Origin of the sequence: Pseudarthrobacter defluvii (assembly GCF_030816725.1) — a bacterium.
Classification (GTDB): domain Bacteria; phylum Actinomycetota; class Actinomycetes; order Actinomycetales; family Micrococcaceae; genus Arthrobacter; species Arthrobacter defluvii_A.
In genome coordinates this window covers 994124-1016479 of the sequence record NZ_JAUSYG010000001.1, presented here as the reverse complement: position 1 = coordinate 1016479, position 22356 = coordinate 994124, and the positions used below count along the sequence as shown (strand labels likewise).

Below are 22356 nucleotides of genomic sequence, written 5' to 3'. Positions count from 1 at the left end.
CGGGCTTCCAGCGGTCCACCTGTTAATTGCTTATGAGGTCCAAATGCTGGTCCTGACCACTCCAGACCCGATCAGGGGCTGCAATTGCCCCGAGGATCACTTCAAAAGCGGGCAAAGCACCTTGAAGACGGGTCACTTCTTACTGGTTTTATCAGGCCCCGCACTGACACCATCGTTGCGTGATCGCTTGGGGTCGTCGGTTAGTTCGTAGTCCGAGTCAATCTGCTTCAAATACCTTCGGATTCGCACCCGCTCCTTCCGGGATACTCGGTTGCCTAGGTCCATGCGCATGCGGTACTTCAATGCGCTAACCAAGTTCATCTTGTGAGCACCATACTCACCCATTAACCCGGCGGTCCTAGTTTCAGGATGATCTTTCATTTGCATAAGTAGGGTGTCTTGCCAGATGAGCACATTATCGATTTCTTCTGCCAGAATGAGGATTTCCTCAGGAGCAGCCAAAGAGAGCTTCGATAAGATAATTTTTCTCTCGTGGCTGGAATCGCTGGTTTCAAGGCCTGCAACTTGGTCAAGGAACTCCGTGTACAGGGCCAACTTCTGATCCCTGAACCAGCGCTCCCGCTCGTGCCGCCTGCCCCACATCGCGCCGAGATAAGCGCTCAGAATGGAAACGAGAACCGCAACCGCGCCCGCGATGATCGCTCCGTAGAGTCCGTCTTCCATGGGGCAGACCCTATATCAATGCGCAACCTGCATCCCGTAGGGAACACCGAGACTCGGAAGGCTCTGCGCTAACAACTTAGGAGGCTGATGTGGCTGAATCTTACCCAGCAGCACTCAAAGAAGAAGCGCTGAAGTTATGCCTGACGATGAGAGTCACTGAATTTGCTAAGCAGCTCCAAGACCCTGTCGCTCTAACTGTATCTGGTGCCATTACCCGTGTGACGGCGCTGCCGGTAGTCGATGAGATACTCAAGCGCTTTGCGCCGTGGCTTGCCAGCGAGCCAAAAGACTAGGCCGTACGGTAGTAGCACCCGATTCAGAACGGATGTTTCCGAACGATAGGCCCCCAGCTTGTTCCCTCACGGGTTTAGGCTGGGGGCCTATCGGCGGTTGAGGCCCGAATTTCCACATCGGTCCGGTCAAATTCGCTGCGCTTCACGGAAGGAACTCGGATGCCATCCCGAACTGTCCACTCGTCGGGTATGACCTCCCAGCGCAAGGTCATGGTGCTCCGCCAGACGACATCCCGCACTTCACCGTAATAATCCAAGGTCACTCGGTCTACACCGGCGAGCCAGTCATCAATAATTGCGGCGGCTAAGAAGTACGCGATTCCGTCGTACCTGTGCTGCGTTCCCCGGTCGATGGATCGCCCTTGTATCTCCTCTACGGGCTGGCTGCCCGTCGTTCCATCGCGGAGCACCCAATGCAAGGTACCGCCCCTGATTGCATGGGGTGACAGGTTCTCGATTTTGATGACCACCCGCATGCGTTCCAGATTTAAAGGAGAAGGATTGACGAGAACGCTGATTACAGGAATTGGCTTACTTGCCAAGGCTAAGGCTCTGGTCGCGTCTTTGGCGGTGCGGCGGCTTTCACGGGCCGCTCCGAGTGAGGCAATAGCGGCGAGAGCACCAGCCATGGCTGCGATAGCTCCCGAGACAGCGGCAATGGTATTGGCGTCGAGCTTGAAGTCTCGGATGAGCCAGTAACCCACGACGAGGGCGACAAGTGTGAAGAGTGTCCAAAAAATAAAAGTGGCATGTCCTCGGATCGTCTCCAAGATCGACTTCATTGCCTCAGCATATGGGCATCTTGCTGGAGGTCACGGAAGCGGCAGGTCACAGTTTGCTCTGTCACGGTGCCGTCCTTCAAGTTATCGTCGCTAAGAGTGGAACTTAGTTGTACGGCAGGTCAACGTACACGCTCATCACCGCTGACGCACCCCGACACCGTGCATCGGAGTAGGCTGATAGACATCCACTAATTTAGAAAAGCGGATGCGTAAAAATGAACCCCCTGTTTACCCATCACGGGTAGGCAGGGGGTTTTTTTTGCGTTAGGAACCTACGACCTACTCTGCTTCGAGATAGTCTTGCGGCACGCGTTGTATCTTCTCAGTCCCATCAGGCATTACGTGATAGGCGGGCGACGTTAGAACTGGTACCTCGGTGATCGTGCCGACATCTCCCTCTTTGATCAAGCCATAGTCCTTGATTGCTCGCACACGCTCCCCCTGAGCGAACTTCAACTCATCTGGGTACCACAATTTCTTTCCGGATTTATGAGTATAGGGACGGTCAGTGCGGTGCCCCTTGTCATCCACGGGGAAACCCTTGGCGTTGATGCGTGTCATGGTTCGACTCCTTGTCGCTTGTCGGGAAAACCTAGAAAAGCATGCCCGGACGCCAGCGCGAGCCGGTCCACTCAACGTTGCAGGTCTCACTGTCCGAGGTCATTTGCTTCGTCGCACCGCTGAAGTACTCGTACTTGGTGATGACGCGGTAACCGCGCGTCGCCATCTTTGTACTGGTGGAGCTGATGATGTGGAGCTGCTGATGAATTGAGTTCTGCTTGCGAACGCTCTCCTCGCAATAGCTAATCGCGGAGGTACTCGTCGCCGCCGCACTCATCGCGGCTTCCTGCGAAGCCCCCTCCTTGGACGCGTTGCAACTGCTGATCTGCATCCATGCCGCGAAGATCACGCTAATCGCAATGATGCGTGCCCAGACCATCCGCGTGCCAAAAAGACTTCCCCCAGTGTTCCCCATGGGGACAATCTAGTCTGTACCCTCGCGTCTGAGGCGGCCCCGACCGACATTACTTTCATACAATGGATCGGTTTCGCACTCGCCGTGCTGGGAACCGGCGGTGCGGTGGCGGCAGTGCCCAGTAAGCAGAAGTCTGCGGATCGGGCATAGGCTTGTACCATCTACTGATTCAGACAGCAGATGTTCCCAAAAGACCCCACCTTGGCTTCGTGCTGAGGTGGGGTCTTTTGTCGTTCAAGAGCTAGGGCCGCACCTTGCAAACCGTTCCAACGCCGGTATATTTAGCCAATGGCGGAGCATAGAGCAGCCACGAGTATTTGGAGACGACCACTTCCTCGATGGTTACTGAACGCCGCGTTCTACGCCGCCCTCGGATGGGGATCGATTGGACTTATCCAGTCGCTCGGCCCTTTCAATGAGGTGCAGACCTTTGATTTGAAAAATCCGGAGAACGTCGATAAGTACTTTGGAAAGGGAATCACGGTAATCGTCGGACCAATCAGCGATCGGCATGCAAAGGTCGCGGTTGACCTCACACTATTCCCTCTACCCAATTCCGGCGAAAGGGCAAATCTTTCAATATACATCACGAGCGACGTTCAAGATGGCTTCACTTTCAGCGACATGGAATTGTCGGCAAATTCTTTAAGATCAAGCGACATATCCCCGCTATCATGCGAAGGACATGGCGAAGCCCCTTCACTGCCAGCCTCTTCTCCACCAACAACGTCTACTGCCGCTCCACAGCGACCACTCACCTTCGGAGTGAAGGCCAACCCACTTGTCGGAAATGAAAAACCGTTGGCTGCGACGACGGTGAATGGTAGCGAGAAGTACAGTTCTGTATCCATCTACTGCGACGCGACTGAGCTGGCGAAAGCTCAAGGAACAGCGTCCGAGGTGACTTACACCCTTCCACCAACCTTTGTCTTGGGTGCCCCTACTTCCGACACAGATGCGGCTGATATTCAATTTGAAATTGAAAGATCGCCCTTCGATGCGATCGTGACGAACTCTCGTCCCCCAGACGCCACTACGCTCTCTGATTACAAATGGAAAACAGACCCATACGCAATAGAGCCTCTAATCGTTTCGGTAACGGACCCCGATCTTCGCAATGCACGCGAACGATCCGTATTTCTCTGGGGCCTTTTCGCTGGAGTAGCGGCTGCGTTTTTCGTCGCAGCGATCCAAGAGGTTGTAAATAGGGCGGGGAGGAGATCGCACCAAAGCCCAAGGGGCAAGCCAGAGCCAGACGTGGGTGGCTAAAACCTCCAGATTCGTGTCATGCGACTCCCCTTGTTGATGTTTGTGCAGATCAGAACCGGATTCCCGAGCGCCAGTCCGACCCGGCCCATTGCAGGTTGCAGGTCTCGCTATCCGACGCCATTCGCAGGGTTGCACCATTCAGAACTCGTACAGATGCACATCATCAACTCCACGAGCACCAAGATGGAAACGCGCGATTATCGCGTCGTTGTCCGGTTTGGAGACCTGTGCTGCCTCTACGGGCAGCACGAGAGGCGTTTCACTGGCTGACGCGCCGGCTTTGGCATCAGCGGCGTTGTTGGCTTTCACGTTCGAGACGATGACCAGAACGATCAGCAGTACGACGACGATCCCGAAGAGCATCAGGCAGCCGGAGAAGGACCCTTTTTCTTTGCGGGCTGTTCAGCGACCGCTCCCCCATTTTGAGTCATGCGCTGATCCTATCCAGCCAAGCGATCAGCCCCCGTCTGCGACGCCCTCTTGCTGAGCATGATGCCGACGAAACGACGCAAGTGCTCCCAGCCTTCCCATGATTCACCGGCAGCACGATCACGAATCAGCTTCAGTGTTCCAGTACTGGCCGTGGGGTGACCAGCGATGCGACCTAGAGCATGTGCCGAATCAGTGTGTTCCGCTAACCATGACAGTTGGTCTTCGGACACAGCGGGTCGAGAGATCAGTGCCAGAGTGACCTCATGATGGAGACCGGGGACCATCAGGGCATCGAGGACTCCGGGAGTGATATTAGTCCTCGTTGCCGCAATGACCTGATCCTGCCAGAGGTCAGACCGAGCTAGCTAGCTCCACTTCTGTGTGTAGGAGCGGGAACGGTCACTTGGTGGGGTGGTAGGGAACGGCATGCCCGATTTCCTCTCGGACGCGAAGCCATTCATTAAGGCGAGGCTCGACCTGTTCCGGAGGCACAAGGTGGATGAGCTGGGGTGCACCAAAGAGTTTCGGGCCGGTCGCGGATATCTCTTCTAGTCCTTTGAGCGCTGGTGGCACACGTTCGTCCCGTAGTTGCAGCAGTGCGCAATCCATGCTGAACAGGTCGAGAAAGAGGTCCCCGAAGTGCAAAGTCCCGCCTGCGGGGTGGAAGGCCCTCAATGCTTGCAGGACTGGACCGTCCAGACCGGGAGCGTCCGCATGCTCAAACCATCGCGGCTGATGTGCCAATCGATGAAGGATGCGCGGCCTGCGAGGACCAGCGTGTCCAACCCCTCGTCAAAGTGTTCGAAGGCGTTCCTGATTTCCCTAACCTTGAGCACCGGGAAGTCGTCGTCGAGCTGGAGGAGTTCGTTCAGCCGTAGCGATCGTTCTTTGAGCCGTTTCTGCCGGTGCGCTCGGGTTGCCTCAGGATGTCGGAACGCGGCTCCCGGCTGGAGCATTCGCTGAATCACGATACAGGCGAAAAGGCATGCTTGGAGGTCGCCCCAAACCATCGCGTCGTGGGTGTCGGTCTCGGGACGCATCGCCCTCAGCCATGCCCGCGTCAGGTACCGGCTGGCGATCTCTGCTTGCCGCCCCAGTTCATCAACGTAGACGGCAAGCTGAAGCGCTTCCGTTATTTCAGCAGTCGCCCCCGACACTGACCTTATGTTGCTCATGAGTCCACACTAGGTTGCCTTCGGCATCTGCTCCCACAAGGCAAGGTCCATTAGCTCTTCTAAGTTGAATCTCTGCATCTTGTCAACCATATTGATACGCCTCTTTCCGACGTACTCAAAACCCCGGAATCTAGGGTTTTCCCTTTCATAAGGGATACATTTACGTATGAAAGGGAACAACGGGCTAACCATCCGGCTCCATTTTGCTCCCGGCGATGCGCATCGAGTCGGGGATTATCCTGTTCCTCATTGGTAAGACCGAAGGCAGCCTATGGGATAGCAGGCTCTTTGCTGGCAAATTCTGCTGCTGTACCGTCCGCTAACCGCAATAAGTCAGCAGCAAGCATGAAGGACCAAATCACACACTGTTCCGCCTCGGCGGTAGTGACATCACCATGAACTCCCTTGCTGGCCATTGAGTCCAAATTCGTGATGCGCTTTCCGTAGCTGGCTAGCGCGTCGCCCATGACTTTCCCTTGGAGTTGCTTGCCAAGCTTTTCCTTTGCGAACTGGATGAGTCTGTTGCGGTAGGCATCATCATCCATGACACGACTTACCTTGTCGTCGCCAACGATGGTTTCGCCTGTAGCTGGATACAACGCGTCTGCGAGGTCCCTGATCATGCGCCTTGTGCTGGTCAAAGCCTGAGATAGGTCCTCAGGTGTTCCGGCAGCCAGCCTAGCTTCAGCCGCTGTGAACTTCTCCAGAGCGGCTGGAGCATGCTCGGCTAGGGCACTACGGACGTACTCCAGCCCGCGTTCGAACACACTGCTCGATGGTTTGCCAGTATGCAGGTTTGCTTCAACTAGAACGAGGTAACTATGCACGTCTTGACGGATGCGTTCGAGAATTTCCGTATGGTGCTGGATCATCGAGAGCAGCTTCGCTTGCCCTTGGTCTGCCGCCTTGGCCGCCTCGAAGGCGTAGTAGGTTGATCCCTTGTCCTGCACAGAGTCTTCATCGTAAACGCTTTGAATTCGCGCAAGGTTGATGTCCAGTTGGGACACCGGGACGACATCGATGTTGTCCCCCTTGCCTACCTTTCGTCCTAGTCGATACGCCTCGAATGCCTTGAGGACCTGCTCCTGAGCACCTTCAACACCCAGCAGCGTCATGAGGTTGTTGTTGATGCTTTCTATGGTGGGGTCCGTCTTAACAGCCCCTGCCTGCACGTCGAGCAATTCTATTTGGAAGCGGTACTGCGCCGTGTAGTCCTTCCTCAGGGAGGCTATCCGTGCCGCCTGTCGAACGAGTGAGGCGACCGACTGCCCCGGAGTGTCGAAGTTGTCCAGCGCGCTGCTTACTAGCTTGGCAATGTGATCCTGCATGTGGTCCTCCCTCGGCGTTGCTCCGTGAGAACCATACACGTCCCGATCCTTCAGTTGTGCCACAGAGTCAGCACGCCTCATCGGTAAGATTGTTTCCCATGATCGAGAACGAATTCAGCCTGTTTGATATACCTGAGACTGCTACACCTAGGTCACCATCAGTACTGCCGGACTTGCCTATACGGGATGATCAAGTTCAGGAGATTCGTGCTGCCTTCGACGAGGCTGGGATTGTCGAGCAGACTGCTCGGAAGTCACTGATTGAATCAGTAAGCATGCGTGAGGTCGCGTCCCTCCGCGACCTTCGTGCTGTAGAAGCACGCCGGATTGTTCAGCGGATCAAGGACACGACTAAGCCGAAGGCGACGGGTTCAAGCTGGGATACCCGTGAAGAAGATACGTGGATCGATAAACTATGAAATAACGAGGTTCTGCGCGATGGATAAGACCCTCTGGATGTGACCATTGAGGTGATCCAGAGGGTCTCCTCGTTCGGTATGTCAGACCTCAAATACCTTCATGACTTCGTCACCGTAATCATTGATAACCTTGACGGCGATCTTGCCTGTTTCAGCTCTGTTGAACGGACGAGAAATTGTCGAATACAGAGAATCCCAAGCCTCGGCATTGATCTCAGCTTTGAGGGTGTTTCTGAGCTTCTTAAGGGGATCACCCCCGCCGGTGAAATAGCAGTGGCGTACGAAGAAAGACTCTTCGTTGTAGTTAGTGTCGATCATCCAGAGGGCGACTTTGTCCGTGCCACCGGAACGAACCTCGCCCGTTGTTGGGTCGAAGACATCAATGCCCTTTAGATGGACGGTTACGACATCGACATCATGGATGACCTCAATATCAGGTTCCCCGAAAACTGTGAAGAGGTTCCCAGCGCCAGTCTTCTTCAAGTCCGCTCCCATCAGCAGATCGGAATTCATGCGGACAAAAAGGACATTGACTTTGCCTAGCTTCCTCTGGCCCGCAACTTCTGCAAAGCCTGCCGAAGAAGCGTCTACCGTCACCCCGTCGTCGTGCGTAACGTTGGTAGCACGAGGATCGAATGCAAAACCTAGCACGCAGAGCACGTCGATATCGTCCGCTTCTATGGCTTCCCGTGCCGCCTTCTTGATAAAGGTAGGCGAAACCGTCCCATATTGAGGACCAATAGCTAGCCCTATCCTGCTTTCGCCCGTCGTTTCAGTACTGGTCGCGACTGCTTGCATAAAGGTTCCGGGATACATATCGAGTGACGAAAAGACAAGCCGCTCCGCTTTTCTACCGTTTTGAATACCTGCCTTGAACAGATTGTCGAGGATCGATTGCTCAAACGGTGTATCGTCAACCAAACTTGCAGAGGCCTGACGCCCACTGGAGGAGGGCTTGGACTGCTGCTTTGATCCCTCCTCGAAAGTCAGAGAACGATGCGGTGTAAGGGACTCCACCGTAAATGGTCCGCTTACTCGAACCTTGCGCTTGTCCTCAAAGGGATCATCGACGAGAACTTCAAAATCTGCATGCCGCCGAATGATGGCGTCGATGTCCTTCCTCTCCATGCCTTCCTTGACGTCAGGGTTATTGGCGATCGCGCGCAGCGTAATATGTGGTATCCGCTTGTACACGAAGCCATGACGCACGTTGTTGGTGACTGGGCCGGAGGCAGAAGGCTTTCCGGACAGCGCCATTTCCTTCTTCCGCCCGTCCATCGAATCAGACATCAAGTAATACGGAAACTTGGCTCCCATCAAACGCTGCCGAGCCAGCGCGAGGGCGACGCGCGAGGTGTCAATAGTTATCCATCGCCGCCCCCACTGCTCTGCCACGAACGCGGATGTTCCAGAACCGCACGTAGGGTCGAGTATCAAATCACCGGGGTCGGTGCTCATAAGCATGCACCGCTCGATTATCGTCGTCGCAGTCTCCACGACGTAATTCTTGTCGCGTGCGCCTCCGATGTCAGACCAGACCTCGGTGTATGGAAAGGCGGGAAAGTCATCAAGGTAGCGGACATATGCAGGCATGTTGCGCCCTGCTGCCACACGCCCGGCGGCTAACAGGCGGCGCATGCCTTCTTCATTGGTCTTCCATCGAGCCTGCATGCTTGGGCGAAAGACTTTGCCCTCAACCTCGACGGGGAACCACGACGCCGCTCCTTCGCCTTTCTCTCGACCCATGCTTTGGCTCGTGAGATTATCGTGCCGGAAAAGTCTGGCTCCCTCGGGTATGAGGCTCATGTCTTGGCGCTCAGGCGCGGTTAAGCTCCTCCGTTCTCCGCTTGGCAGTTCAACTCGGGTGTACATTCCGGCACCGTCGCCACCGCCGATTTTCTTACGAAAAAGCTGACGATGCTTGACGATTTCCTTATTTTTGGCAAACCAATGGACATAGTCCACGGTTCCGCCGATGAAGTCACCCGTGGCGCTGCTCGTCTTCGACACGACGATAGTTGAAATCCAATTCTCGGCCCCGAAAACCTCGTCCATGAGGTTGCGTACGAGATGCACGTTCTCGTCACCGATTTGGACGAATACGCTTCCGCTATTGGCCAGCAAATCTCGGGCCGTAATCAGCCTGTCGCGTAAATACGCGAGATAGGAGTGAATGCCCAGCTCCCAAGTGTCCCGGAAGGCTTTTACTTGTTCGGCTTCCCGAACTGTGTCGCTAAGTTTGCCGTCGGACACGTCACGCTGCCGGGCGGAGACCTGCCAGTTGGAGCCGAACTTGATCCCGTACGGCGGGTCGATATAGACCATCTGCACCTGGCCACGAAGGTTTTCTCGCTCTGCGAGTGACCCCATAACCTGCAATGAGTCGCCCAATATCATCCTGTTGGACCAATTGGCGTCGTGGTGGTAGAAATCGACGGCGGAATACTCATCTAGTCCATCGAACATTTCGAATAGGACACCGTCGGGCTCACCTTCACCCTCAAGGGCCGTCTTCCGAAGGTTCTCGATCAGGACTCTAGGATCGATCTTTTCCTGTATGTAGATGGGAGGAGCGTCCACGACTAGCCCGGATGAATCCTGCTCGTCTTTGCCCTTCCAGACCAACTGGGGGTCGAGGGAAGTGTCGCGCGGGTATACCAATGTTTTGGGCTGCTCCATCTCCTCCGTGACGAAATGATGAGCATCGGCTGTGGGAATATTTGTCCGCTTATCAGCGTGATGAACGGACTCGACTGGCGTCGGGGCAAGTGTGGTCTTACGCGGAGGCATTTATATTCTCGCTATCTACAGTTTTCAAGAGTTCCACAATTGCTTCGTCAATGGCCGAAGCTACGTCCACCATGCTCTCGACTTCCAAGTAGGCCCATTTGCCAAAGCCGCGATGATTGTTGACACCAGCGCACCAAGAGAAACGCGCCGTGTCGGCCTTGGCTTTGGTAGGTCCCGGTGACTTTTGTCCACCAGACACTTCAATGATCAGCGTCTTGTCCACTTCGTCCCCATCTTTTCTTCGAAGTCTCACGAGGAAATCGGGAACGTAGTCGTGGGAGCGGCCTTTATGGACGTAGGGGATAGAAAAGCCGAGGTGGTCATTTTTAACGTAAGAGTGGACGTCTGGGTGAAGCTCCAGTTCAAGTGACACGATTTGCTCCCAAGTATTCCCGTCCCTCCCGTCGAGAACGACATGTGAAACGTGGGATTTCACGGTCTCGATGGCTGGTTTACGGCTCATGAAATAAACTTCGTTCGTCGAGCCAGTTGACTGTGTGCTCCTCAGAACGGGCATTACATGTTCCGTGCGGGCCTCTTCTGACTGGATCGTCAGGGACGTTACAAATGCCTCACAGGCTGCACTCACTCGCTCAGTCGAAAGCATCAGGTGGCCGATCGACAGCCCGTCACGCAACTCGATGGCAGCCGCCAGCCATTGGCGCATCATGTCAACGAGCCGTGGAAACAACCAAGGTTTAATGTCCTCCCCGATCGGCGTGAAGTGTGTCTTGAGGACGCGACCCGACAGCTCGTAAACAACTCGCTGGAAACGGACTTGGGCAGGATCAATCTGCACCTGACGCTCCCCCGCACCGATGATTCCGTACGTATCAGTCCACGTCGGAATCTCATCCTTACTGACGACAAACTTGCTGACCTTATTGGGATCAATACGTATCTCGGCATCGGGAATTTCTACGCGGTAGCCACTAACGTGAGGAAAATCAATTGCGAGATGCTTCCGGTCTTCAAGTGCAGCGATTTCGAGGGCAGGCGGCTTAGGAAGCTGCTCGACGATCGTTTTGTCGGTTGGGATGAATGCGAACGGGATGCCGTAGACGTTTGCATACTCCGGCTCGAACTTGCCGTCGTCACCCACGACGTAGTTGCGGCGCCGGAGTCCACGCCCCACTACTTGCTCACACAGAAGCTGGGAACGGAAAGGCCGGATGCCCAGTATGTGGCTCACCGTGTTTGCATCCCAACCCTCGGTGAGCATGGACACCGAGACGACGCAGCGAATCTCAGCCCCCAACTTGTCTTTTTTCCCGACTGTGTTCATAACCTCGCGCAAGATATCTTCATCCGAAATTTTTGAGACATCCGCTCCGGCATGACGTGTTGCCCACTCCCGTTTGAACGTTTCGATCTCTGAGGATGCGGCCAGACGAAAGTCAGCGCTAAGTATCTCGCCGGACTCCAGCGTCTTGGAATCAACTAAGATGCTGCGTGGTTGCCGAAGGGGGCGTCCCATCTCAGAGTTGCGAAACAGCTCAAGGTTTCCCGCACTCTTCTCAAACAAGACTCCATCTTCCGACGACTCGTAGACACCGCCAATCCAGTCGTAGACAAGTTTTGAAACGACAGTATTAGGACATACAACGATGAAAACGGGTGGCGGCTCCCCGTGGTCCTTGAGATGCTCCTCCCAGTGCTGAAAGGACACCTCGTAGGAGCGATACAGACTTCTAAGCGCGCCTTCAACCGCCGTAGGAGGAACCCAGTTACGACTGTCGGCAGGAGCACCGCGGTTGGTTTTGGGAAGCGGTGGAGTGATGTGGTCCCAGAGGTTTAGGTACGTCACCATTTCGCTTGTGGAGTCATCATCAACTGGCGTTCTCGGAATCTTCACTACGCCCGACTCGATCGCATCCATCAGTGAGAAATCCGAGACCGTCCATGGAAACAGAAAACCCTCGTTATAACCGCTCCCGGACAAGAAGAAAGGAGTCGCTGACAGGTCAACGACCTGTTTCACGCCAACTTTTTTCGCGATGGCTTGTAGTCCCTTGAACCAGACTCGGGCCTCGGCATTGGCTTCTTCTGCCTGTTTCTTTGCTTCCTTGGCCTCCGCCGACAGCTTCTTACCCTCAGGCTCTCCGGTTATTGCTTTGTCCTGATAGCAGTGGTGCGCCTCATCGTTGAAGATCATTATCTCGGAATGACCCCTACCCCCGGAGAAGTCCCTCAGCACGCGCGAGACCATCATTTCGGGGGTTTCCTTGAACGGGTCCTGACCAGAGTTTCCTGCCCTGAGGATTTTTCTTGTGTTGGCGGAGATGCCCTTGATCTCTTTGACGTCACGCAACATAAAAGCGTGATAGTTATGGATGACTATCTCTGCATTATTGATGCCCTGTTTCAGGTCGGCAGGAATGAGATCACGGGCGGTGTAGTAGTCTTCGCTGTCGGAAGGCATGAGCACACGCAGTCGATCTCGAATCGTCACACCGGGTGCAACAAGCAAGAATCGCTTAGTAAATCTGGCGTCGTTTTTCTGGCCGTACACCTTGTTTAACGTTTGCCAAGCGATCAGCATCGCCATGACGACCGTCTTGCCCGATCCTGTCGCCATCTTGAGCGCGACTCTGGGCAGACCCGAGTTGTAGTCGGCATTCTCCTGCTTGAGGCGGATGCGCCAGTCCGTGTAACCGTGGCGTCCCGATATTTCCGTGAGAAAAATAGCTGTCTCCGCTGCTTCGCGCTGGCCGAACAGCACTCGGTTACTTCGGTCCGGATTCGACCAGTGCCAGAGCAGTTTCTTAGTCACTGGGGTCGCGTGCTCAAAGTTGAATTGACGCCACCGTGCTACCTCGTTGCGCAACTCGTTCACGAGGATATTGCGTTCCATTCGCTCACCAGTTGTGTCGAAGTCGAACGCTTCCTGCACACTGTCAGCGGCGCCTACGGTGCCACCCTTACGGCTGGCTGCGATTGGTATGAAAGACTCGCTCGCTCGACGTCCATCCCGTATCTCACCCGTGGGACCGTTGGGGCCTAACACGTAGTGACGGGACGGCGGATCATAGGGGTTATTGAGAATCGGTTCGTCGATGACACCCTGCAATGCGGCTCCCACGTTTGGCTATGTAGCTAAATACTCGTCATAACGGTAGCGGAAGTTCAGCATCTTCCTGCCCTTAGCACCGCCGAACAGGTGTCGTCCCGGTGGGAACTGCCGTACACGAAACTAACCCTTCCCCGGTTGGGCAACAACCGCACTTCGGAACCGCGCATGGCAGCCGCTGAGGGCAAGCAGAGTGTGCGTGCTCTGCGCTCAAGGAAAACCGGAGGAGCTGAGCCAGTTCTGCTTCCATTCAGCGATTGAAACCTACGCTATGGTCCTAGTTATGACCGACCACTCCGCGCCCCAGATCGGGCCCCGTTTCGTGAGCCTTCAGCAAGTCGCCGACGAGTTGTCTGTCGGACAGCCGACAATCAGGGAATTGCTGAGATCGGGGGAGCTAAGGGGTATTCAAGTAGGTGGCCGTGGCGTTTGGCGGATTGAACGCAAAGAGATTGAGGCCTACATTCAGCGTGCTTATGAAACATCCGTTGAATCAGCCAAAGCCCTGCCCACCGAGAACATGCAGCAGGATACTTAAGCGGTCTTCCTTTGAAAATTTGTTTCCTAGGGAAGTAGTGAAGGACAGTGCAAGTGCTACGACGGATTCCACAGTGCGTCGTTCAAAGATGCAAGCACCCCAACCTGATGCAGATCAACTTTGTGGTACTGAGCTAGCACGGTGGTAGGCGAGATGCTCCTTATCGATGGGATGCCGTGGATGGACATGAAGAGCGCCAATGCGGGTCTGGAAGGCGAAAACTGAGCCGTCGTCGTCAATGGTCAGCGCATGTCCATCAAACTGCTTGTGGCAATTTGGGCATAGGCACAGGAGGTTCGACGGCACGTCTGGACCTCGATGTGGTGCTCCAAGAGGCCTGATGTGTGCCGCCTCTGAGTATGTCCCAGCCGCCGTTCGAAGCTGCGTACGGCACACTTGGCAGGTGTCCGCGTAGAGCCTCTTCACTGCCTCCGCGACGCTATAGTCACGTACGATTCTGCTACTCAACGAGTCGCGGCGTTCCGGCTCCTCGGCGCCACCCGTCAAGACGGCGATAGAAGAAACCAGTCCAGCTTCGGTTTGACCAGTAAGGGATTTGAGTTGATAGACGAGGATTTTGAATCCGTCTCGCAGCGCCCAATCCCAGTGAACGACTACGTAGAGTCCCACGTACAAATAGCTGCTGTCTCGGCGATTTTTAGTCAACACCGACTTCTTCACGAGAACTCTGACTGGACGTTCCAACTCGTAATTGCGTACCAACCCAAGGTTGCCCCGAATGAGTTGTTGGTCTGCGATATGAAGCCGCGTGGTTGGGTCCTGTCCCCCGAAACCCGTGTAAGTTATCAAGTCGCCATCAAAGGCGTCGTCCGAATACCCGTCGGAGAGGCAAATTGCGTCAACTCCCTCAGCCCCGCCGGAAATGCCAGCCTGTGTTTGTCGATGAACACCAGCCAGAAACGCCGCCCTGCGGTTTTCGAACTCCTGTGGGGCTTCGTACCCGACGATATCTCCATAAATGATTCGGTCTCGTGTGCTCGTTGACATCACTGCCACCTCCGCTAATTCTTTCGCGCGACGCCTGCCAGCCTCTGATATGCGCCAAAGGCTGTTTGGGGAGTCAGAAATCCAACCGCGCGATCGCAAATACTTTTTGGTGGCACCAACCCGTATTTTCCAGTTCTCACGTGGGCGACGATTAACTTGCTCACTGCTCGGTACCTCGTGATCAACACTGTTCAGGAGGAACCCGTACCCCGCCTCCAATTGCAGGAAAAGCTGCTCAGTGGACAACTCTCCGCTCTTTTGGCGCGACAGGAGAGTGAGAATGCGCTCACCGTGGATATCGCTGTTAGTTCGCTTCATTGCCGAGAAGCACAGTTGGAGCGCCTTTTAGACGCATATGTTCTTTGGACAGAGGCGGCCCTATGAAATGCATTAGTTTTTGTGCGCAATCCACAATTGGAGAACGTGTGGCGCCCGTGGCGGGTACTTTACTAATCACGACAGCGATGCTATCGCCCGCTGCAAAGCTTGATACGTCCACCTAGGGTCGATCTCCATCCGTTCTCCAGCCGGTAGCTCACTGGCAGCACCGGGTAGGAACACTTTCGGCCCCTCCCCTCCCATCTCTCTCGCTATCACCAAAGTCGCTGTCGGGAAGGAATCAACGACGGTCCTGTGCACTGCTCGCGGAGGCAGTTTGTATGTCTCTCCTGCTACGACCTTTCTCCTGCCGCGCTCGTCCAGCGCCCACCTACCGGCGAGACGAATTGTCGTGTTGCGGCCACTCCCGTACTGGATTTGGTAGGCGCCGTACTGCCCGTCATCCGTTTGTCGAGGCTCCAGATAGGTGTCAGTCAGTCCGCCCGTGAGCACCGCGCTATTGAGCTCCCAAGTGTGGTCGTGAAGGCTTCCAAGTTCGTCTGCCCATTGTCGAGTTTCCTGTGTCCACAGATGCAGCCGCGTCCGAAATGAAGTGCCTAGAACAGAGGTCAGCTCTAGGTGAGCAAAACCAAGGGGATGTTCCGTAGCCTGTACCTGCGGAAGGGCTTCTGCTACCTCTATAAGGATGCTTCTGGCCAGCGCACTGTTAATGCCGACGTTGTCGAAGATTCCTTGTACCCCTGAGGCCGTGAACTCAAGCATCGACGCAAAATGCCTTCCTGTAGATGTCTTCAAAATTAAGGTCCTCTGCACGTGCGAATCCCGACAGCAGAGATGTGGGCTGCTCTTCACCGACGATGACCTCGTACCCTTCAAGAACGGCACGAGCAGACTCTGCCGTCATGTCCTTTGGTCGTGGTATACGGCGATCGTCAAAGTTGGAACGAAGGACGGCATGGCCATGGGCAGCGCTTTCGAACTCGTCCTTGATGCTCTTGTAAAAAAAACTATCGTGCCTCGCCATCAGTGCAGGCGCCGTCTGTGACGCCACCGTAGCTAATAGCATTGATGACCCCATATCGATCCGCATTGGACTGTAGGTGCGAAGAAGCACTATGTCTTCATTGATGCGAGAATGCGAGGCATGAACTCGGGCAGACAGGATGCACGCGAGTAAATCAGTTTGGATAGCTCTTGGGTCCGATTCATTGTCACGGATGTCAGCCGGGTCGCGCTGTTGACTTCGGTAAGACGCATAGCGCGCACATAAGTGCTTATCCCTAGGGTCAAGTATCTGAATGGAAACGGGCTGCGGAACTTTTCGCTCAGCTAAAGCAGGCAACACTGTGCGGCTGAACCAACGCCCAGAGCCTCCCCGAAACCACCACCCAGAAGTGCTACTCAGTTCGGCAACCAAAAGAGTGTTGATTTCTCCGCTCGGCACCTGCCTAAGTTCCGCTTCTTCCACTAACTGCGCGATCTGCCCTAGGAGCAGGTCATGGCGATCATCTCGTAGCCGCTCTTCCTTGTCGCGAATACGGCGCAGACGGGAGGCTCCATACACGCTGAGCAGAAAGGTCGATAATCCGAAAAGGAAGACCTCGTCGGGAACGTCTGCTGGTAGCTCGAACGGCGTGAAGAGGTCCATCAATGCGACACCAACACCCACGACTCCTGCGAGGCCGGTGACAGCACCCGCCGGGTCTGCCTTCGCAAGGGCTATAGTCTCTGCCACAAACCCCTTGTTGCTCAAATGTATCTTCCTGCCTCAACTGTTCCCTGTGTATTTACCACACTGTTGCCCTTCACCCGGATCGGGTAGGCGCCTCGTGAATCCTATAGGACGCTGCCGCCTGCGGGGTCTCAGCCTGACAGCTACTGATGTTGGCCGACAGCGTGAATATGACGACGACCCCGAGCATGAATGCCCTCGTCTTCTTGGTACCGGACAGACTTTGCTCCAGTTGTTGCCACCGGTGTAACCCGTCATTAGGTCGCGATCACCATGAAGCTGCTGCGCTCAGTCCACCGGTTCTGCTGGGACTTCTTTTGAACCTCTCAGCGACTCGCCAAAGTTCTTCCCGCCATGGAATTGACTCTGAAATCATGCGGCATCGGCTTCCTGTGATTTCAAATAGCGATAGACAGTTGCGACGCCGATCTCCAGCTCTTCCGCAATCTTTGCCACGCTGACGCCCTCGCTTCGACGCTGATCGACAATTCCTTCTTTCTCAGAATCCAGAGCCTTAGGGCGGCCACCAATGCGACCTCGCGCACGAGCGGAAGCCAGCCCGAGACGTGTTCTGTCCGCATTTAGTGACTTCTCGAATTCCGCCATTGCCCCCATGACGTGGAAGGTCAGCCTGCCGCTAGGTGAATTCGTATCTATCGAGTCGCTTAGGGACCGGAAGTTGGCCTCCTTCTCATGAAGCAGGTTGATCACAGTGACGAGGTGGTGCAGTGATCGTCCAAGCCTGTCGAGTTTTAGGACGACGAGGGTGTCACCGTCTCGGATGTAGTCCAAGCACTTTTGGAGTTCCGGACGATCGTCACGAACGCCGGACATCTTCTCTTGGTAAATCTTCTTACACCCAGCAGCCTTCAACGCGTCGAGCTGTGAGTTGAGTGACTGGTCTGCCGTCGAGACCCGTGCGTATCCGATGAGTGACATGCCAAAATACTATCAATAACGCTGTTTCTTAGCTATTGATAGAAATCAGCATTTGAGAGAATTTTGAGAGAGAAATTTGGGGCAGTTCGCGAACCTACCAAAATCCTTCGTTTTTGAGACAGCACGGCCTAACGTCGCTTCAGGTAAAACTCCCAAATTGAAGTTGCGATGACAGGCGGACCGGTCGTGTTGGTGCGAGGACCCAATCTCAGCCGTAGGGCATACGCGATGAACAGTGGGCTTACACATATTGCGTAGAGGCTGCGGGTGCCATGCCTCCCGAAAACTTGTAGCAGGACGCCTAGGCTTCTCCCCCTAAAATCGCTCACATCGGCTCGGGTTCAGGGATTGCTTGTTGTGAAAATCTCATGCGCATTTAGATTCCCACACATGTGACATGGATTGCCGCGAGTAGGCACGGAAACAATGCTAATTACTACGGGGCAGCTCGCGAGACTTTGCGGAGGCAGGGTTTGCTCAACCTAGAGAACTAGCAGCGCAAAGGACAATGAACGCGAACCTGATTTCCCTATGAGAGAACACACTTATATCGCGTCAGGGCACTTGCTAAATTTTATACATGAGCGCTTCGTGCACTCACGGGTCATATATCGAATAAAAACAAAAGCATGGGCGCAGGACGCATAGTTCCTGTTTATAAAAATAAAAAGTTAACTACAAGAACAGCCACAGACCTGCAGAAATCCTGAAGGGGATACTTGTGTCTAATGTAGTTAAACTCCGTTACTCCGCGTCGGCTGATCGCTTGCTCTCACTTGCCGAGACTGCCCAAATTCTGGGAATATCACCCAACAGCGCTCGTGGTCTCCGTAAGAGGGGCAACTTCCCGCCTGCAACAAGGGTTGGCAGAAACCTCCGTTGGACGCGCGCCAACATCGACTCATGGATTGCGTCCAATACGGAGGTCACCAAATGAAGAACGAGAAATTTGCCGAGGCGTCAGCCACCGTCATCGATCTTATGGGGAATGCAAAGTTCAAAAAGCGGTTGATTCAGTCCGAGCCGCGTTCATCCGCTGCCGCCCAGATGGATGGTGTCGCCGTGCGCCACGCGCCTTCGTCGAACCCAGAACGGGTTGAGGATGAGAAGCGGATGTCGGGCAAGCGTCCTGCAAGGACAGACCCAAAAGGCAACGTGTTGCCTGCTGGCATACGGTACGTAGAAAACCGGCCCAAGCTGCCCTATCGTGTGGAACAGGAACTCCAGCAGGTAAACGGCTCGTGGCGTTCTACGTCCAAGAGCTATCCCACGCTTGCGGCTGCGAAAAAGGGACTAGCGAACCTTAAACTCGACATCGCACAGGGCAATCCTCCTCCCGGCCAGCGGGCTAAGACATCTCTCGCGGACTTCCAGAAGGAAGCGCAGGGATCGGTTCTTAAGGCAGGCCGTACCCCCAACACGGTGCGGGACTACGACCGTGCGTGGAGAATTCGTATTTTGCCCGATCTCGGAAATTTCAGGCTGGGAGACATTAGCCCGGACGTTGTTGAGGAGGCCATACAGAATTGGTTGGAAAGCGCGACACCCTCAACCGTTTGCAGCGCACTGGCTTACCTATCTCAACTTCTGGATAAGGCTGTGGCACAGAACCGGATCGGCAAGAATCCCGTTCGAGGTGTGGAACGTCCAAAATCAACTACTACTACCAACGTTGGAGAACGCGCGCTGACGGGCGGACAGCAAGCCGACCTACTACGCATCATGCAAGGACAAGACCCTGCATATGACTGGTTTATTCAAACTTTGCTCCATACCGGCCTACGCTTCAATGAAGCAACCGCGTTGAGAGTTACCGATGTGAACCTATCGGCGGGAGTTTTGGCGGTCAACCGCGCATACTTTCTCGATGAAAACGGAGAACTTAAGCTTGGTCAGACGAAGGGGAAAAAGTGCAGGACGGCACCGATCCCCGACTCCTTGCGAGCCGCCTTACAAGCGGCGATGCAGGGAAAAGCACCAAGTGAGCAGCTCCTAACAACGCCCGCAGGCTCAACCATCCGTGGAAGCAATTTGCGGCGGTCTCTAAACTGGGACGCGATCCGAAAGTCGATCGGAAAGCCCGGTATGTGCTTCCATGATCTCAGGCACACGGCTGCCTCAAACATGCTGACCATGGGCGTCCCACTGCACGATGTGCGGGCTATTCTTGGCCACTCGGATGTGGCGACAACGAACGCATATTCGGGAAGCCACTTTGACTATGCTTCAAGAGCAGCGGAGCGCATTAATGACCATTGGAAGGTAATTCTTCCTTAGGCCGCCAGTTCGAGGGCCGCAATAGTAGCCCCTGAAACCACCGCCCGCACCTCTCACCCAGTTGGGAGAGGTGCGAGCGGTGGTCAACAAGAGGGAATGAAAAAATTTACCTAAGAGAAAACACTATTCTGCGGTGCTCCGACGCCGAACACCCGATGACGCAAGCATCCGCTCAACCACTGCGTTCGTACGCTCCTTGTTGCCCCTCAGGCCCGGTACGTCTCCGATGAGCGAACCAGCAGCAGGCTTGATTACGTAGTCAGGTCGAGGAGCGATTCCACGGGCGCGCAATGTGGCGTTCTTCATGTCCTTCAGACCGATCTTCACTTTCGAGATGTGCTTCATCGTCTGCTCCTCCCTTTTCACCTATTGTACGTGTCCTACTGACATCCGATGTTAAGCAGCGCTCAAAAGTCCCTACGCCCCATCTTCCTGCGGAGGTCTGAAGCGAAGTATAGGAGCAGAAGGAAAGCGGCGCTTTGAATGCAAGTGGCAACCACCCATGCAATTGCCCAGACTTCCGCAGTCACGGGCACTGCGGCGAGAGCAGCCATGATGAGCAACACTAGTGCGGTTCCAAGCAAAGCCAACCGCAAGGGCCCTTGCACTTTCGCGACCAAAGTGTGTTCTGTTGTGCGGCTGAACCACGACAGCAGCAAGGCGGGACCGATGAGCAGGATGGAAGCTGATGGGGACGGTATGACCACCTCCCGCAGGAGAACCTCAGAATTAGCGCGAATCAGCCACGTTGCGCAGACAACGAGAGTGACCATCACAATGCTGACTTTTGCGAACCTATAAAGCCCCTGCTTCGCGGGAACTACCCAAACCCACAGTTCGCCCTTCAAAAACCTTGCATTCGGACGAACCGTGACGTGGCCTGACGTTCTTTGTAACCAGCCCTCCGGTTCGTCAGTAGCGAGACCCTCCTGAAGGTCCCCTTCAAATATGGTTCCTTCGAGAGTGAGCCGCTCAAGAACCACGCCGTCAGGTAGTTCCACCTCAATGTGCTGGCTAGCAGCAAACCCCATGTCGGGTACTTGGAGACGGAAGACAACGCGCTTGCTCTGGCCCCGAGAATGTCTGGGAGCGTCCTGATCTACCGAATACTTCAGAATGGTGCGAGTTTCGACGCGCTCGGCATCAATTTCGACCATGAACAGGAACTGCTGGCCCAACTGCTTTGCAATGCTGGTGAAGGCCGACAGTTCCAAGGACTCGTCTTCACTGAGCGGGGAACGCCTATGCTCCCCCCGCTCCAGCAGGGCTTCAAGCCTCTTTGAGATGCTCAGAGCGTCCGGGCCCCCGTCAGACTCTACTAGCTCGCCCAATACCGTCTGAATGGCGCCCCACACCCTGTCCTCGCGAACCCAGCGCGGCGTCAGTGCACTCAGGAACTCGAACGCGTAGCGACTGTTCAGTGGAGTGTCCAAAACCGCCATGGACTTCCCTGTCCAGTCTTCCGTATCCAAGTGCCGGAGGGGAACTTTCTCCATGAGAGCGAGGGGAACTGCCATTTGACCACCCGGACGCGCCAGACGAAGGTCCGCAGGAACTGTCACATCGAGTGAAACGTGAAGACGAGTAGTGCCATCACCGCTTAAGCGCAAAGCGTCCACGCGCCTATGGACCCAAGACTGAGACCCAATCAGCAGCGAAACCAACTTCTGCCCGTCAGACGGTTCTTCGTTGTAGCTGTGGGCGTCGCCCCGGAACTGACCGGCATCACTGGTCAAGAAGCCGGAGTCATCGGGATGCCCCTCACACATGTCGATTTGTCGCACGAATACACTCTGGCACCGCTCCTGCCCCGCAGGTGGCAACAACACTTCTTAGTATTGGAAAGCCAGATTTCGGCCCACGATGGGGGACAACTGCTGAGATTTCCCGCCCCATTTCCCGCCCCGGAGCTGCTAAGTGCCTTTGCGCTGCTAGCTTACTAAACAAGAAAGCCCCCGGAATCTCGGGGATTCCGGGGGCTTATCTATGTAGCGGTGGGGAGGCTCGATCTCCCGACCTCACGATTATGAGTCGTGCGCTCTAACCAACTGAGCTACACCGCCACGAATGAGAAAAACCTGTGTCAAGCCGGTCAAAACCGCCTTGACACAGGCCCTCATTCAGAGCCCCCCACCGGAATCGATCCGGTGACCTCGTTCTTACCAAGAACGCGCTCTACCACTGAGCTAGGGGGGCAACGAGTAAATACTCTACCGGAAGATTTTCACACCAACAAATCGGCGTCCGGGGGCGGCAGCAGGGCCCTGCGGCAGGGAGTATTCCACCGCCCCCACACCAGGTTTTC

General features: G+C 55.1%; 21 protein-coding genes and 2 tRNA genes. 6 read left to right on the top strand and 17 right to left on the bottom strand.

The window, feature by feature from the left end; all coding sequences use genetic code 11:
* Positions 1-132: 132 nt before the first annotated feature.
* Positions 133-684 (bottom strand): hypothetical protein, encoded by a 552-nt coding sequence (locus QF031_RS04735; protein ID WP_307424792.1) that lies wholly within the window; start codon positions 682-684, stop codon positions 133-135.
* Positions 685-773: 89 nt separating this feature from the next.
* Here QF031_RS04735 and QF031_RS04730 point away from each other — a divergent pair, with 89 nt between their 5' ends.
* Entirely contained in the window at positions 774-977 is a 204-nt protein-coding gene (locus QF031_RS04730) for a hypothetical protein (RefSeq protein WP_307424789.1), read from the top strand.
* A 74-nt stretch (positions 978-1051) separates the two neighbouring features.
* Here the strand turns inward: QF031_RS04730 and QF031_RS04725 are convergent, their stop codons facing one another.
* From QF031_RS04725 to QF031_RS04715, 3 genes are all read right to left on the bottom strand, one after another.
* Entirely contained in the window at positions 1052-1759 is a 708-nt protein-coding gene (locus QF031_RS04725) for a hypothetical protein (protein ID WP_307424786.1), read from the bottom strand.
* A gap of 279 nt (positions 1760-2038) precedes the next feature.
* Complete coding sequence (locus QF031_RS04720) at positions 2039-2320, bottom strand: hypothetical protein (RefSeq protein WP_307424782.1); 282 nt, start codon at positions 2318-2320, stop codon at positions 2039-2041.
* A 31-nt stretch (positions 2321-2351) separates the two neighbouring features.
* Positions 2352-2735: a hypothetical protein gene (locus tag QF031_RS04715; RefSeq protein ID WP_307424779.1), complete on the bottom strand. Its 384-nt coding sequence runs from the start codon at positions 2733-2735 to the stop codon at positions 2352-2354.
* A 288-nt stretch (positions 2736-3023) separates the two neighbouring features.
* On the opposite strand from QF031_RS04715, the gene QF031_RS04710 reads away from it, so the two are divergent.
* Positions 3024-4004: a hypothetical protein gene (locus QF031_RS04710; protein WP_307424776.1), complete on the top strand. Its 981-nt coding sequence runs from the start codon at positions 3024-3026 to the stop codon at positions 4002-4004.
* Positions 4005-4142: 138 nt separating this feature from the next.
* Here QF031_RS04710 and QF031_RS04705 read toward each other — a convergent pair whose 3' ends face one another.
* From QF031_RS04705 to QF031_RS04695, 3 genes are all read right to left on the bottom strand, one after another.
* A complete protein-coding gene (locus QF031_RS04705; protein ID WP_307424773.1) occupies positions 4143-4367 on the bottom strand; it encodes a hypothetical protein in 225 nt (74 codons plus the stop codon).
* A 740-nt stretch (positions 4368-5107) separates the two neighbouring features.
* A complete protein-coding gene (locus QF031_RS04700; RefSeq protein WP_307424770.1) occupies positions 5108-5611 on the bottom strand; it encodes a hypothetical protein in 504 nt (167 codons plus the stop codon).
* Between the two features lie 269 nt (positions 5612-5880).
* Positions 5881-6939 carry a hypothetical protein gene (locus tag QF031_RS04695; protein WP_307424767.1) on the bottom strand — a complete coding sequence of 353 codons (1059 nt, stop codon included), beginning with the start codon at positions 6937-6939 and terminating at the stop codon, positions 5881-5883.
* A 98-nt stretch (positions 6940-7037) separates the two neighbouring features.
* Here QF031_RS04695 and QF031_RS04690 point away from each other — a divergent pair, with 98 nt between their 5' ends.
* A complete protein-coding gene (locus QF031_RS04690) occupies positions 7038-7358 on the top strand; it encodes a hypothetical protein (RefSeq protein WP_307424763.1) in 321 nt (106 codons plus the stop codon).
* Between the two features lie 81 nt (positions 7359-7439).
* On the opposite strand, the gene QF031_RS04685 is transcribed toward QF031_RS04690, so the two are convergent.
* Complete coding sequence (locus tag QF031_RS04685; RefSeq protein ID WP_307424761.1) at positions 7440-10037, bottom strand: site-specific DNA-methyltransferase; 2598 nt, start codon at positions 10035-10037, stop codon at positions 7440-7442.
* 97 nt (positions 10038-10134) lie between these two features.
* Positions 10135-13230: a BPTD_3080 family restriction endonuclease gene (locus QF031_RS04680; protein ID WP_307424759.1), complete on the bottom strand. Its 3096-nt coding sequence runs from the start codon at positions 13228-13230 to the stop codon at positions 10135-10137.
* 259 nt (positions 13231-13489) lie between these two features.
* Here QF031_RS04680 and QF031_RS04675 point away from each other — a divergent pair, with 259 nt between their 5' ends.
* Positions 13490-13756, top strand: a complete 267-nt coding sequence (locus QF031_RS04675; protein ID WP_307433132.1) for a helix-turn-helix domain-containing protein — start codon at positions 13490-13492, stop codon at positions 13754-13756.
* Between the two features lie 114 nt (positions 13757-13870).
* On the opposite strand, the gene QF031_RS04670 is transcribed toward QF031_RS04675, so the two are convergent.
* From QF031_RS04670 to QF031_RS04655, 4 genes are all read right to left on the bottom strand, one after another.
* Positions 13871-15082, bottom strand: a complete 1212-nt coding sequence (locus tag QF031_RS04670) for a YDG/SRA domain-containing protein (RefSeq protein ID WP_307424755.1) — start codon at positions 15080-15082, stop codon at positions 13871-13873.
* A 135-nt stretch (positions 15083-15217) separates the two neighbouring features.
* Positions 15218-15865 (bottom strand): hypothetical protein, encoded by a 648-nt coding sequence (locus QF031_RS04665; protein WP_307424752.1) that lies wholly within the window; start codon positions 15863-15865, stop codon positions 15218-15220.
* Positions 15858-16856, bottom strand: coding sequence for a hypothetical protein (locus QF031_RS04660; protein WP_307424750.1), 999 nt, complete (start codon positions 16854-16856; stop codon positions 15858-15860). The genes QF031_RS04665 and QF031_RS04660 overlap by 8 nt, the downstream gene beginning before the upstream one ends.
* 351 nt (positions 16857-17207) lie before the next feature.
* A complete protein-coding gene (locus tag QF031_RS04655) occupies positions 17208-17774 on the bottom strand; it encodes a recombinase family protein (RefSeq protein ID WP_307424747.1) in 567 nt (188 codons plus the stop codon).
* A 721-nt stretch (positions 17775-18495) separates the two neighbouring features.
* Here QF031_RS04655 and QF031_RS21430 point away from each other — a divergent pair.
* Positions 18496-18711 (top strand): helix-turn-helix transcriptional regulator, encoded by a 216-nt coding sequence (locus tag QF031_RS21430; protein ID WP_370874487.1) that lies wholly within the window; start codon positions 18496-18498, stop codon positions 18709-18711.
* On the top strand, positions 18708-20051 hold the full coding sequence (locus QF031_RS04650) for a tyrosine-type recombinase/integrase (protein ID WP_307424744.1): 1344 nt from the start codon (positions 18708-18710) through the stop codon (positions 20049-20051). Before QF031_RS21430 ends, QF031_RS04650 begins: the two co-directional genes overlap by 4 nt.
* Positions 20052-20174: 123 nt before the next feature.
* On the opposite strand, the gene QF031_RS04645 is transcribed toward QF031_RS04650, so the two are convergent.
* The 4 genes from QF031_RS04645 to QF031_RS04630 all read right to left on the bottom strand — a co-directional run bounded on the left by QF031_RS04645 (position 20175) and on the right by QF031_RS04630 (position 22247).
* A complete protein-coding gene (locus tag QF031_RS04645) occupies positions 20175-20396 on the bottom strand; it encodes a hypothetical protein (protein ID WP_307424739.1) in 222 nt (73 codons plus the stop codon).
* A gap of 62 nt (positions 20397-20458) precedes the next feature.
* Positions 20459-21835, bottom strand: coding sequence for a hypothetical protein (locus QF031_RS04640; protein WP_307424735.1), 1377 nt, complete (start codon positions 21833-21835; stop codon positions 20459-20461).
* A 205-nt stretch (positions 21836-22040) separates the two neighbouring features.
* Positions 22041-22114 (bottom strand) — tRNA-Met (locus QF031_RS04635).
* A 61-nt stretch (positions 22115-22175) separates the two neighbouring features.
* A tRNA-Thr gene (locus tag QF031_RS04630) sits at positions 22176-22247 on the bottom strand.
* Positions 22248-22356: the final 109 nt, after the last annotated feature.